The sequence below is a fragment of the Clostridium sp. JNZ X4-2 genome (genome assembly GCF_054889485.1).
In genome coordinates this window covers 2,875,421-2,888,812 of the sequence record NZ_CM142685.1, presented here as the reverse complement: position 1 = coordinate 2,888,812, position 13,392 = coordinate 2,875,421, and the positions used below count along the sequence as shown (strand labels likewise).

Annotated in this window: 10 protein-coding genes; 7 read left to right on the top strand and 3 right to left on the bottom strand. The window is 31.1% G+C overall.

Annotation, left to right across the window (positions count from 1 at the left end; all coding sequences use genetic code 11):
• Positions 1-81: 81 nt before the first annotated feature.
• Complete coding sequence (locus ACYUJ6_RS13900; RefSeq protein WP_158255936.1) at positions 82-1,212, bottom strand: ISAs1 family transposase; 1,131 nt, start codon at positions 1,210-1,212, stop codon at positions 82-84.
• A 231-nt stretch (positions 1,213-1,443) separates the two neighbouring features.
• Between ACYUJ6_RS13900 and ACYUJ6_RS13895 the strand changes: the two genes are divergently transcribed.
• Positions 1,444-2,826 carry a transposase gene (locus ACYUJ6_RS13895; protein WP_170065767.1) on the top strand — a complete coding sequence of 461 codons (1,383 nt, stop codon included), beginning with the start codon at positions 1,444-1,446 and terminating at the stop codon, positions 2,824-2,826.
• 46 nt (positions 2,827-2,872) lie between these two features.
• On the top strand, positions 2,873-3,187 hold the full coding sequence (locus ACYUJ6_RS13890; protein WP_146127611.1) for a hypothetical protein: 315 nt from the start codon (positions 2,873-2,875) through the stop codon (positions 3,185-3,187).
• Between the two features lie 28 nt (positions 3,188-3,215).
• On the opposite strand, the gene ACYUJ6_RS13885 is transcribed toward ACYUJ6_RS13890, so the two are convergent.
• Entirely contained in the window at positions 3,216-3,503 is a 288-nt protein-coding gene (locus ACYUJ6_RS13885) for a hypothetical protein (protein ID WP_106010595.1), read from the bottom strand.
• A 204-nt stretch (positions 3,504-3,707) separates the two neighbouring features.
• Here ACYUJ6_RS13885 and ACYUJ6_RS13880 point away from each other — a divergent pair, with 204 nt between their 5' ends.
• A complete protein-coding gene (locus ACYUJ6_RS13880) occupies positions 3,708-4,751 on the top strand; it encodes an ADP-ribosylglycohydrolase family protein (RefSeq protein WP_106010594.1) in 1,044 nt (347 codons plus the stop codon).
• Positions 4,752-5,470: 719 nt separating this feature from the next.
• Positions 5,471-8,362, top strand: coding sequence for a DEAD/DEAH box helicase (locus ACYUJ6_RS13875; RefSeq protein ID WP_420866706.1), 2,892 nt, complete (start codon positions 5,471-5,473; stop codon positions 8,360-8,362).
• A 14-nt stretch (positions 8,363-8,376) separates the two neighbouring features.
• Here the strand turns inward: ACYUJ6_RS13875 and ACYUJ6_RS13870 are convergent, their stop codons facing one another.
• Positions 8,377-8,775, bottom strand: coding sequence for a (deoxy)nucleoside triphosphate pyrophosphohydrolase (locus tag ACYUJ6_RS13870; protein WP_106010591.1), 399 nt, complete (start codon positions 8,773-8,775; stop codon positions 8,377-8,379).
• A 703-nt stretch (positions 8,776-9,478) separates the two neighbouring features.
• Between ACYUJ6_RS13870 and ACYUJ6_RS13865 the strand changes: the two genes are divergently transcribed.
• The 3 genes from ACYUJ6_RS13865 (at position 9,479) to bioF (ending at position 13,392) form a co-directional block, all read left to right on the top strand.
• On the top strand, positions 9,479-10,885 hold the full coding sequence (locus ACYUJ6_RS13865) for a glycoside hydrolase family 113 (protein WP_461843318.1): 1,407 nt from the start codon (positions 9,479-9,481) through the stop codon (positions 10,883-10,885).
• Positions 10,886-11,054: 169 nt separating this feature from the next.
• On the top strand, positions 11,055-11,216 hold the full coding sequence (locus ACYUJ6_RS13860; RefSeq protein WP_461843317.1) for a hypothetical protein: 162 nt from the start codon (positions 11,055-11,057) through the stop codon (positions 11,214-11,216).
• A 226-nt stretch (positions 11,217-11,442) separates the two neighbouring features.
• On the top strand, positions 11,443-13,392 hold the full coding sequence (gene bioF / locus ACYUJ6_RS13855; protein ID WP_461843316.1) for an 8-amino-7-oxononanoate synthase: 1,950 nt from the start codon (positions 11,443-11,445) through the stop codon (positions 13,390-13,392).

The window sequence follows — 13,392 nt, the reverse complement described above, 5'->3', positions numbered from 1 at the left end:
TTCAAGAGAAATATTTTCACATAACCAAATAGTCCATATTAAAGGATATATTCCGTCACATCAAAAATAAGCTCAATTTTATTAAGCTAAAAATGTAGTTTTTACGACTAAATCCAGAAAGTCTTCATCTGTCATTGCCTTGGCTCTTTTTCTTGGACCACTCATTATCTTTTCAGTTTCTATATTTCTGAGTATATTAAGTGCAAATTTCCTGAGCATTGATAAATTCTCAGGGCTATGTTCTTTTATGGTTCTGTTAGAGTCTTCATCAAAGACTACATCAAGTACCCAATGCATACTTTCAATCCCCCAATGCTTGCGCACAGCATTTGAGAATTTTACAGCGTCAGCTGGTAATGAACTTATATAATATCTTTTTTCAATTGTTGTTTTTCCCTTTTCTTCACTTTGTCTTACAGCAATACCAATACTTTTTAGATTTGCCCACTCCTGCTTACTACTAAGCCAGTCTATATCTTCAGTAACATAGTATTCTCTTACTTCTTTTCTTCCATGCCCTTTGTCGAAAGACTTGGTATAGCTGTGGGAAATGTCTTTAAAGCTTGTTTCTAATGCATCATCCAAATATTCTTTTACTTCATTATAAAATAACTTTTGATTACCTTTAAGTGCCAATACATAATCAGATTTCTTGTCTACAATAGCTTTTACTATTTCTTTCTGACACCCCATGGCATCAGTAGTTACAATACATCCATTTATATCCAATAACTTTAAAAGCTCTGGAATTGCTGTTATTTCATTGCTTTTTTTATAAGTTTTCACTTGACCAATAACTATTCTATATTTGCTCGCCCAGGCACTTACTATATGGATTGGTGATTTTTCTTCATTGGTATTACGTGCCCCGCACACTGTTTTACCGTCAATTGCAATGATAGATCCTTTTAGATTGGCGGATATTTCATTTATCCATTTCATAAAAGTACTTTGAAATTCCTTTGGATCGATCCATTCAAAAACTCTTTGCATCGTGTCATGAGAAGGTATCCCATAGGGCAAAGTAAGATATTTTCTGAAAAAGCTGATCCTGTCATTTGCAAAATCTTCTATAGCAACCCAATTATCACAGTTTGCCAATGTGGAAACTACAGATATAAATAATATATCTATTAGCTTATGTCTAATTTTTGCTTTCTGTCTCTGATCTGTTATAATTCCAAAATAATCTATCATTTTATTTTTTATCATAGCACCATACCTCATATAAGTTTATATGATTATCATACTATAATGATTAACTTAAGGGAAGTCTTAAATCCATAATCCAAGCCATCTTTACAGTTTATTTACTCATGCGTTTGCCCTGAACTATTTCTGTAATTCGTAATATAAAAAATCAGAATATATTATGGTAAAATGTTAAGTTTAAAAGTAAAATTATAAATATATTACACAATAATGATTTGGAGGATATTTATAATGTTACAGCTGAGCAAAAATAATAAAAAGAAAGTCCTGGAAAGTATAAAATGCGGCAGCATTGATGCTGCTGATGTTACCTTCCCAAACCTTATAGATACTATAGTATTAAAAATGAAAAAATTAAACCTTATAGATAAATTATCAGACAGCTTTAAAGACAAACGAAGTGGAAACAAACATCTGCCCTTAGATATATTAATTGCACTTGTGATTACGGCTAAAATGAAATTAAAAACAAGTTTAACTGATGTTATATTTGCAGTGACCGACCCCGAACTCTTGTCTGAATTGGGCTGGAACATATGGGACACTGACAGGGATATGAGCAAAGGTTTGTTTTCAGAAGGGGTTATTAGAAATCTTGTCAGTAAATATGAAAGTGAAGATCTTATAAACTCATATAACCATTATATCCAGAATAATGTACTGCCGAGTATTGATGTGTACTCATCAATACATATTCTTGACTGCACTAAATTAAAGGTTAATTTAGATAATACAAATTATGAGAACTCAGAGGTTATATCTGCAGATGGGAAACCCGTCCGGGGATATAAACTAGGAACACTAAGGGGACTTATGGATGATTCTGGAATAATTGAAGAGATAACCTATGGTTCTATAAAAACTCATGATTTGGAACTCTGCAAGGATATGATTCTAAAAAGTAAGTGTTTAAAGAATGGAGATATACTCATAAATGACAGAGGATTCATTTCAAGGGACATCATAAATGATCTCAAGTTGAAACGGGGAGTTGATACATATATACCGGCAAAAAAGAACATGACAATTTATAGTGAAGCTGTAAGTATAGCTAAGTCACAAGGCAAGTGGTCAAAGCATCCAAATAAAAAGAGGAAGACTCAGGAAATACAGCTCGTTAGAAATCTTGGAGCAGTGTGGGAAAGCAGTAACCCTTCAGGTGATATAGATTTATGTGGCTGTGTGGTACATGATAAAAAGGATGATAAATACTATGTATTTTTGACCACAGATACAGATAAAACTGCAAAACAGATAATAAATACATATGAATTAGGACCAGAGATAGAAGAAGATTTCAGGCAAATAAAAGATTTCTGGAAACTGGAAGACTTTAAAAGTACAAAATATAATTTCATAACGTTCCATATTACTATGACATTGATAGGATATATGTACTTTCAGCTATTCAAAAACATGGAGGAAGGAAGTAGATATTCAGGCAAGTCACTGCCTGTAGTAGTTAAGAATTATAAATCAGACAAGCAGAAATCTGTTATTATATACTCCGGTCAATATTTTGGAGTGTTCCCATTTATTGAATTTATTCAGTTGTATGCTGGTTGTCCGGCAAAAGTCAGGAAACTTCTTGATCCAACCCTGGCTTTAGTATAGCAGGATTGGATCATTATATTCAAATTACGAATTGAAGATAACTATATTGTCCAATGATAGGGATACGTATGATTTTATTGAGTTTGCGAAGTTAAAATTATCAAAAGATAGTATGTTTATAGAATTAAAAGAAAGTCCTGTAACGTTTAAGTCTAATGATTTCATAATTAAAGAAAGCTATTTAAATAACTATATAAATGATGGACAGGATATTTATTCTATTATAAGATTTGGAGATGAGAAGAGGGTTAAATATACAAAAAATGCACTTGATACTTCGGTTGAAGAACATGATGAAATTTTAAGCAATGAAGCTTTTATAGAAAATTTAAAGGACAGCACTTTTAATATTATATTTTGATAGATAATTATATTTATGTATTTAATTGCTATTTTAATAAAGGTGTCGTTGCTGGTTTCAGTATTAAATAAATATATAGGGCATATTTTATGGTATAATAGTAGTTTACATGGTCAAATAATAGATAGATCTTAGCCGGCCTATCTATTATTTTTTTATTATTTATGTTTACTTTGGTATCTGATGATATTTCATCAGACACCAAAGTAATTTTATTTTCGATTTTTATATCTGATTTTTTATCAGATAATGCTATTATAGAAATAGTGGTTACTGAAAATAAACTGAAAAACAATATTAAATATTCTTCTGACATAAATGCATCACCTCTTCTTCATATGCAGACATTATTAACCATAATCCACCCATGAATAAAGAAGAGGCAGCCATATAAATTTTTCTTATTACATTTCAAATTATAACATATACTTTAATTACTGAAAACTTAAAAAGCAAAAGAATTCATTCAAAAAACAGTCTTGAAATTTTCAATAATTTAAAATAATAACGGGAGGTAATAATGACAGATTTAAAAGATTTATTTATGGCGTCACTGCTCTGTGGTGCTCTGGGGGATGCACTGGGATATCCTGTTGAGTTTATGACATGGGATGAAATTAAATATAGGTTTGGGAAGCAGGGAATAGAAGATCTAAAAGTTGACAAGGCAATAGGCAAAGCTCTTATTTCCGATGATACACAGATGAGTTTGTTTACTGCAGATGGTATGATATGGGCATATTTACGCTGTAGTGAAAGGGGTATCGGATCCTATTCGGTAAGTGGTATATATCAGTCCTACCTTCGTTGGTATTATACTCAGACGGGGAGAATGCCAACAGATGAAGATAAGGTTTGGCTTGAAAAACAGCCCCACGAAAAGAAAAACAGCATTTTAGATTTCAAGGAGCTGTTTTCTGAAAGAGCACCTGGGAATAGTTGCTTGACGGCACTTGGAAGTGGGAAAATGGGAACAATGGATGAGCCTGTCAATAACAGTAAAGGTTGTGGGGGAGTAATGCGTGTTGCTCCTGTAGGCCTGTTTCTTCATGGACAGCCAGAATATGCGTTTAGGGTTGCGGCAGAAGCTGCGGCAATGACCCACGGTCATCCTACAGGTTATCTGGCAGCAGGAACTTTTGCTGCTATTGTTGCAGAACTTGTGAATGGAAAAGATATTATAGAAAGTACAAGGGCTGCAATTGATATATTAAAAATCTATAGAGGTCATGAAGAAACTGTAGATGCTGTTGAGAAAGCTTTAAGGTTGGCAGAAAGTAGTGAAAATTCAAGAGAATCTATTAAAAAATTGGGTGAGGGCTGGATTGCGGAAGAGGCGTTGGCTATTGCCCTGTACTGTGCTCTAAAGGGTTCTGATGTGAAAAAGGCACTCATTATGGCGGTAAACCATGACGGGGACAGTGATTCTACAGGAGCAATTTGTGGAAATATACTGGGTGCAGCCTATGGAATGAAGTCAATTCCTGAAAAGTGGATAGAAAATGTTCAGTTAAAAGATTTGATAATGAATATGGGATGCAGACTGTTTGACTTGTCTAAATAGAGATTAAAGTTTTGATATTGATACTGTGAAATTAAGAGGGGATACTGGTCGAGCTTTTTTGTATAAATTATGGAAGCATTAATCTTTTAAGTTATGTAAGTGCAGAGGAAAGTATCATGAGGCTGGAGAGCATAAATATTGCAAATGAGCTTTTGGGTACTGTTGAGTGAATGTTATTTTTTGTTAGATAACCCTTTTATGTGATGAAGAATATTCAGTGGAAAAATTACTTGTATGAAGCGAGACTTATAAATTTTTACCTGTATAATTTTTATATTCTATAGTATAATATCAGTAATAAGAAGGGTGGATTATGAATTTAGTCTGCTTAGTAGTTTACATGGTAGTTTACATGGTTAAATAATAGATAGATCTTAGCCGGCCTATCTATTATTTTTTTATTATTTATGTTTACTTTGGTGTCTGATGATATTTCATCAGACACCAAAGTAATTTTATTTTCAATTTTTATATCTGATTTTTTATCGGACAGTGCTATTATAGAAATAGTGGTTACTGAAAATAAACTGGATATAGTAAAAATTCATATAGTGATTTATAATATTTAAGAGAGCATAAATATTTTTTAGACAGGCGCCTTCCGGGTTTTATCTCTCACAAAAGGAGCTATTGCGGTAATTGACAGCAGAGGAGGTGGCGGCATGGGTAGATAAATTATTAAATAGATTTAAAAATTATTTTAAGGACAGATGAAAATTATGGAATCCATATCTGATAAAATAGACCTTCAACAACAATCACATTTTGGTATTCAAAACAAAGAAATAGAAGATAATAATTATCTTATAAATAATAAATTAGTGGTTAACTCAAATAAAGGGAATTTATTGAATGAACTTAAAAGATGTCTCAGTCAGTGTGAAAAATTTTATTTCAGTGTAGCCTTCATTAATTTTAGCGGACTTCAACTTTTATTGGATAGTTTTAAAGAATTTGAAGAGAATGGAATCAGAGGTAAAATAATAACTTCTACATATCTTAATTTTACTGAACCAAAAGCACTGGAAAAAATAAAAAAATTTACTAATATTGATCTAAAAGTATTTGTTGCTTCAGAGGATAAGGGATTTCATACAAAAGCTTATATTTTTGAAAATAGTGGAGAATATAAAATAATTATAGGATCTTCTAATATAACTCAAAGAGCTCTAAAGAGTAATGTAGAATGGAACGTCAGAGTGATTTCCAAGAAAGATGATAGTTTTTCCTGTGAAGTTTTAGAGGAATATTTGGGCTTGTGGGAAACAACTTCTGTTGTAGATGATAAATTTTTAAACAGCTATGGGAATTTTTTGAGAGAAATTAAAAAAAGAAGACATGACGAGACATTATATTTTAATAATTATGAAATAATAAAACCTAATGATATGCAAAAAAGAGCTGTGGAAAATTTAAAGAGACTCAGGGATTCAGGAGAGAAAAAGGCACTTATTATTGCAGCTACAGGTACTGGTAAAACTTATTTATCAGCTTTTGATGTTATGAATTGCAATCCTAAAAAGATGCTTTTTTTGGTTCACAGAGAAGAAATTTTAAGAAGTGCCGAAAGTGCCTTTTCAAGACTAGTGAAAAACAAAAATAAAACTTTAGGACTTTTAACTGGTTTAAGTAAAGACTTAGATTGTGATTATTTATTTTCAACTATAAAATCTATGAATAATTATCTGGGGCATTTCAGTAAAGATGAATTTGATTACATTGTTTTAGATGAGGCTCACCATGCATCTAGTCCATCTTATAAGAGAATTTTAGATTATTTTGAACCTGATTTTTTGCTTGGAATGACTGCTACACCTGAAAGATGTGACAGAGAGAGTATATTTGATATCTTTGACAATAATGTGGCATTGGAAGTGAGACTTAGGGAAGCACTGGAATTGAATTTAGTCATACCTTTTCACTATTTTGGAATAACAGATATTGATTCTATTGACTTAAGTAATATTGATATGAAAGATGTAGATGAAATAGTCAGAAGGCTTAAGGTAAATGAACGGGTGGATTTTATTATAGAAAAAATGAATTTTTATGGGTATGATGGGGAAAAGAGAAAATGCATAGGATTTTGTGCAAATATTGACCATGCCCGGTATATGACTTCTGAATTTAACAGGAGAGGCATAAGAAGTGTATGTCTGACGGGAAAGAATTCGGCTGATGAAAGAAAATGGTATATAAAACAACTTGAAGATGACAGTAATGAGCTTGAAGTTATATTTACTGTGGATATTTTTAATGAAGGTGTAGATATACCATCTATTAATTTGATTTTAATGCTCAGGCCTACGACTTCACCTGTAATATTTATACAGCAGCTCGGAAGAGGACTTAGAAAGTGCATGGAAAAGACCTTTTTAACGGTGTTGGATTTTATAGGCAATTATAAAAGAGCATTTTTAATAGCCATAGCACTTAATGGATCCAGATATTATGATAAGGATAGCCTGAAAGTAGCTGTAGCAACCCAATTTGGAAATTTATACGGATGTACTAATATTCAGATGGACAGGATTGTCCAGGAGAGAATACTGAAGCAGCTGGATGAAGAAAATTTTAATTCCATGAAATATTTAAAAGAAGAGTATATGGAGTTTAAGAAGATGAATGGAGGAAGAGTCCCATATTTTTTAATGGATTATATGAAATATGACGGAGCACCTGATCCACTTAAGTTTGTTAACAAAGAGAAGATCTATACTTCATTTGTAGCTAAAATGGAAAAAGATGAAGGATTGAAAGAATTACTGCAAAATGATGATTTCCTTAAAGTTCTAAAAGAATTCACGGGAAAGCTGCCTATAAAGAGAGTATATGAGTTCAGTATAATAAAATATCTTTTAAATCATGAAAATATAAATCTTGAGCAGGCTAAAAATGAAATTTTAAAACACATTGAATATGTGGATGATAAAAGTATTTCCCATGCTTTTAAATATCTAAATCAGAATTATTATGACAAATCTGAGACAAATGCCACTATTAAATGTTTTGAATTAAAAAATAAAGAATTATATTCTACCTGGAATTTTAAAAAGATAATATACAATGGGGAATGTAGGAAGTACATAGAGGATATTGTAAATTATGGGATCATAAGATATGAGAAGGAATTTTCCAATAAATATTATGGAGTACCGTTTTTTAAGTTGTATATGCAGTATAAAATGACGGATACTGCATTGTTGTCAAATTATGAAAAAGCTCACAGCTCTTTTAGAGGAAGTGGTCTTATAAGCAATGGTAGTGAATATTTTATTTTTGTAGATTTGCATAAGGAAGAGGGAATTAAAGAGAGTATTAATTACAAAGATAAATTTATAAATGAAGATATTTTTCAATGGCAGAGTCCAAATAGTACATCTCAAAATTCTGAGAGAGGGCAAAATATAATACACAATAAAGAGAGAAATGTAAATTTACATATTTTTATAAGGAAATACAAACAGATAGATGGATCGGTTCAACCCTATATCTATATAGGAAAGGGAAATGTAATAGAATATCAGGAAGAAAAACCTATAACGGTAAAGATAAAGCTGGAAAATCAAGTACCATTTGGATTGTATAATGAATTTTTCAAAAAAGTATAGCAGATTTAATTTTGCTATACTTTTTCTTGTAAAAGTTTTTTCATAGTTGGGATATCAGCAGGTGCCCAGTTTAAAGAAGGTAAATTTTCCTTGGACATCCATATTAATTTTGAATGTTCACTTTTTGTGGGAGTTCCCGACATCAATTTACATTTAACTGTAATCAGGTTCACTGTGAATTTTTCATATTCATAAGTATTTTCATTAAAAACATCTATGAATTTAACTGTACATGACAACTCTTCCCTGATCTCCCTTTCAATAGCTTGTTTAAAAGTTTCCCCTTGTTCTATTTTGCCACCTGGGAATTCCCATCTGTTTGGGAGTGACATTTTGGGAGAACGGAGAGCACATAGGATTTCTTTGTCTTTGTTTTCTATAATTGCACCAACAACTTTTAATAATTTTTTCATGAACAACACCTCAAAATTAGTGTATCATAAGTCTAGCATTTTTAAAAATTTTATGAGTAATAGCTAATTATACTATATTTGCAGGAGTAAATGGTGCTGGGAAAATATTAATGTATATTGCGTTAAAGTATCCGCTTGATGCATATAAAAGTGGAGTTTAGAATGAGATGATGAAACATTTGATATAATCATAAACAAAAATAATATGTAAAAATGGGAAAATAGTTTACTTTTAGGGGGTATATCTTTGAATTGAGAAATGAAGAATGGCCATTAAAATATTTTCAAGTAAGTAATAGTTCAATATGAAAACAAAAAGTTATTTGCTCTAATTTAGAGTAGGCAACTTTTTTATATAGATAAAATTGAATAGCAGCATTTTTATAAGGAGTTAGTTTATATGACTAGCCCTTTTTTTGTATCCAAAATCGAATAAGATTTTTATATGATGAACAGGTATTTAGGTTCATATATAAATTCAATGGTGCACCATGTAGAAATAAACCTATTAAACATTATAAAGGAGCTAATGCGTTAAGTTTTAAGTTCATTTGTGACTTTGGTGGATAGATAGAGATTAAAACTGTATATATTATGAAAAACTTATAATATATACAATAATATAGAATTTTGATATAATATAGTATACAAATACTAATATGGATTTTATATACTATATTTAAGGGGAATTAAGGGAGGAAAAATGAAAATTGTTGAATATGTAAATAACTATAATATGATAGGCAAATTCAAAAATAAAATTTTAATAGCAGCTATTTTTAGTCTTCTTTTTCTAATATCATTTAATGTACAGGCAGCAAACTTTACAGATAACCAAACAGTAGATTCAAACAAAGCATGGACAGTTAGCTTTAATAGTGAAGTTAGTTTTGATGATTTAACTAAACAAGGTATAACAGTAATAGACAGTAAAGGCACTAAAGTAAATATAGGATTGCAGCTAGGACAGGATAGTAAAACAGTTACAGTGACAGCTCCGCAAGGAGGATATACACCAGGAGAAAGCTATACATTAAACATTGGAAATCAGGTACATTCTACTAAAGGTAAGATCTTGAATAATGAATGCAAATTGAGCTTTAATATTAAGAGCAACGGAGATAAAATGTTAAACGGAAAAAAAATTAAATCAGGTAATCTATCTACAGACTATGATATTGAACAAGTATTAAGTGATATAGATAAATTTCAATTAAATACTTTAAATATACCTGTAAAGATAGAAATAGATAATCTTTCTTCAAGTGATATGAGAGTTGACAGATCAAGCGAGGAGAAAGCAATAGACTTAATCAAACAATTGAATGGTAAAAACATAAATATAATACTAGAGCCTTATCCCTGGATAGCTGAGGGAGGGAAGAGTGAAACAGATTGGAATCCAGATAATATGAATACTTTCTTTTCAAATTGGAAGACAAATGTACTAAAAACGCTAATAGATGATATTGCAGTACCATATAATGTAGATGCACTAAACATAGGGAGCAACTTTGTAAATATAGAACTCGAAGAAAAGAATTGGTGTGATACTATAGATTATGTTAGAACCTATTATAAAGGATTAGTAACCTATAGAACCAATTGGTGGTATACAGCATCATGGGATACTAAAAGTATTACTGACTATGAAAACAAGCTAAATAATAAGTTGTTTTCAAAACTAGATTTTATCTCTATTGCAGCTTATTTTGAGCTTACAAATAATCCTAAAAATACCGTGGAAAATCTTGTAAGCGCCATAGAAAGTTCACAGATATCTGTTAATGGACAAATTAGAAACCAAAATATAAAACAAGAAATAAAAAATTTTTATGATAAATGGAATAAACCTATCTTTTTTGGAGAACTTGGTTTTCCTAAAACTGATGAAGCATCCTTTCATCCATGGAATCCAGATGAAAATAATACTGTAAATAATGTTGAACAGGCTAATTGCTTTGAAGCTTATAGAAGAGAGTTTGAGAATGAGCCATGGCTTCTAGGATTTTCTGTATTTGCAATAGGTAAACAAGACGATAATAAACAATATTACCCAAGTGAAGAAAGTACATTAGTTATCAGAAATTGGTATAGTAAGGAACAGTAAACTTGTCACAGGTAACTTAGAAATTCAAGTAATAGAATACTCTAGAATAATCAATTTTGTTTTAATAATTCATGAATAATATTTCAAAAGATAACAAAAAGACTTGCTCATCAGTAAGTCTTTTTATTGCTTATTCATATTAATAGATTTTAAAGAAGGAAAATAAATTATGGCAATAATTGAAAAGTATAAAGTAATACAGGCCTTTGAGCCTAAAACTACAAACGATACAATAACAAGTAACTATGCAACTCTTAAAAATGCCATTACAGCAACTGTTGTTGTAAATTTAGCCCAGACAGCAGGATGGGGCAAGTTATACAGTAACTAATTGTCAACCATATGTACACTATAAGGTTGACAAATAAGTAAGATATATTTATACTAGTTATATTCTTAAAAAAAATAGGAATATTATATAAAAAACAACAAATTACAGAATAATTAAAATTAATGGTAATGTTAATCGTAATAATTGCAATGCTTTTACGTACGTTATTTACTATTGTAGTATCAAATATTTAAATCTAAATACTAATGTGGATAAGGTGAATTGAATGGATTTATATAGTTTAAAAATGAGAGCAAGTAAAAGTCAAGATGGAATAGAGAAACATATTTCAGGTGCAGAAAAAATAACAAGAGAAGACAGTCTTTTTATATATTCTAAAGCTTTATTAACTAGGGCATTATATCACTCAAAAGGCAAAGCAGATTTTATAAATATAAAAATCGAAAAAGTAAATCAAGAAGATATTTTATTCCTTGATGCATTACCTGTTACTACGGTAAATGTAAGTAGCTACCAAGATGGCATTCAAAAGTTATTAGCTATGTTAGAAAAAATAGGCATTACTAATGCTTCGGCTGTTTTAGAAAAATTAAAGGATACTTATAATATGCGAGGTGCTATGTTATTAAACGTAGATACATTAGAAAGATTGGAACCTAATAAAGATAGAGGAATTCGAGCTACCTATATGGATGAAGTTAATTCTGTTATGAAAAAAAAGGATACCAAGGATCACTATAATGAAGCAATTGTATTAGCTACCAAGGTAGCATATGCGCCTAATATTATTGGTGAAATCTGCATTTCTGATGATCCTGATTATGTAACAGGTTATGTGGCATCAAAGGAAAATGGATATATGCGCATTACCAAATTGAAGAAAATGGGAAGTGAGGACGGGGGACGGATTTTTCTTTATAGAGGAGACCATTCCAAAGTTCAAGATTGCATTGATTATATAGAAAAACGGGAGGTATTGGTTAAAAATATATCTTCCATATTAAATAAGCCATATAAAACAGAAGAAAGTACAAAAAATAAATGGAATTTTATAGATAAGGCATTGGAGAATTTAAAATATAATAATTTGTACCGAACTATGAATGAGATTAAGTCAGCACAAAGTGCGCATGTCACTTTTCAAGGAAAAGAAATGATTATGATGGCCTCTAACAACTATTTGGATATGTCTAATGATTCACAGGTGAAAGCTTATGCACTAAAAGCTATGGGAAAATATGGTGTTGGTTCTGGCGGCTCCAGACTAACTACTGGAACGATAAACTTACACAATCAATTGGAGGAGCTTCTGGCGGTATTTAAAGGAACAGAGGCAGCTTTAGTTTATAATACTGGGTATATGGCAAATATAGGGATAATTTCTGCGTTATGTTCAAAAGATGATGTTATTTTTAGTGATGAGTTGAATCATGCTAGTATAATTGATGGATGTTGTTTAAGTAAGGCAAAAATTGTAGTGTATCGTCACAATGATATGAATGACTTGGAGGATAAAATTAAACAAAATCCATGTAGTAAAGGTTTAGTGGTAAGTGATGCCGTATTTAGCATGGATGGAGATATTGTGAATTTACCACAATTGGTAGAAATTGCAGATAAGTATGGGTTATTTTCTATGATTGATGAAGCACATTCCACAGGAGTAATTGGAGAAAATGGCCGTGGAACAATGGAATATTTTCATATGACGCGAAATCCTGACATTATAATGGGTACTTTAAGCAAGGCCATTGGCAGCGAGGGAGGATTTGTTTGTGGGAAACAAGAATTGATTGAATATCTAAAAAATAAATCCCGCAGCTTTATATTTTCCACGTCGTTATCTCCAGCTGTTATGGCGGCTTCAATAAAATCCATTGAATTAATCATGGATGAGCCACAGAGAGTACAGGCATTACAGGAAAATATTCAATATTTTTGCAACTGTTTAAGAGAAGCAGGAATTGAAGCAGATTCTGAGACTGCTATTATTCCTATTATTATAGGTGATGAAAAAAGTGCCATGGAGATATCCAGGGAATTATTTGAACAAGGTTATTATATTTCGGCAATTCGTTATCCAACTGTTAAGAAAGGATGCGCAAGGCTTCGTGTAGCTTTGATGTCAACTCACAACAAGGATGAATTAAAACGTGCTGCCCGGGTCATTGCCGCAATTGTAAACAGATATAAAAGAACGAGAGAATATGTATAG

What these genes read in the sequence shown, in the direction of transcription:
- ACYUJ6_RS13900 (WP_158255936.1), bottom strand. Translation starts at nt 1,212, where the DNA reads ATGATAAAAAATAAAATGATAGATTATTTTGGAATTATAACAGATCAG.
- ACYUJ6_RS13875 (WP_420866706.1), top strand. Translation starts at nt 5,471, where the DNA reads ATGGAATCCATATCTGATAAAATAGACCTTCAACAACAATCACATTTT.
- ACYUJ6_RS13880 (WP_106010594.1), top strand. Translation starts at nt 3,708, where the DNA reads ATGACAGATTTAAAAGATTTATTTATGGCGTCACTGCTCTGTGGTGCT.
- ACYUJ6_RS13865 (WP_461843318.1), top strand. Translation starts at nt 9,479, where the DNA reads ATGAAAATTGTTGAATATGTAAATAACTATAATATGATAGGCAAATTC.
- ACYUJ6_RS13860 (WP_461843317.1), top strand. Translation starts at nt 11,055, where the DNA reads ATGGCAATAATTGAAAAGTATAAAGTAATACAGGCCTTTGAGCCTAAA.
- ACYUJ6_RS13895 (WP_170065767.1), top strand. Translation starts at nt 1,444, where the DNA reads ATGTTACAGCTGAGCAAAAATAATAAAAAGAAAGTCCTGGAAAGTATA.
- bioF (WP_461843316.1), top strand. Translation starts at nt 11,443, where the DNA reads ATGGATTTATATAGTTTAAAAATGAGAGCAAGTAAAAGTCAAGATGGA.
- ACYUJ6_RS13870 (WP_106010591.1), bottom strand. Translation starts at nt 8,775, where the DNA reads ATGAAAAAATTATTAAAAGTTGTTGGTGCAATTATAGAAAACAAAGAC.
- ACYUJ6_RS13885 (WP_106010595.1), bottom strand. Translation starts at nt 3,503, where the DNA reads ATGTCAGAAGAATATTTAATATTGTTTTTCAGTTTATTTTCAGTAACC.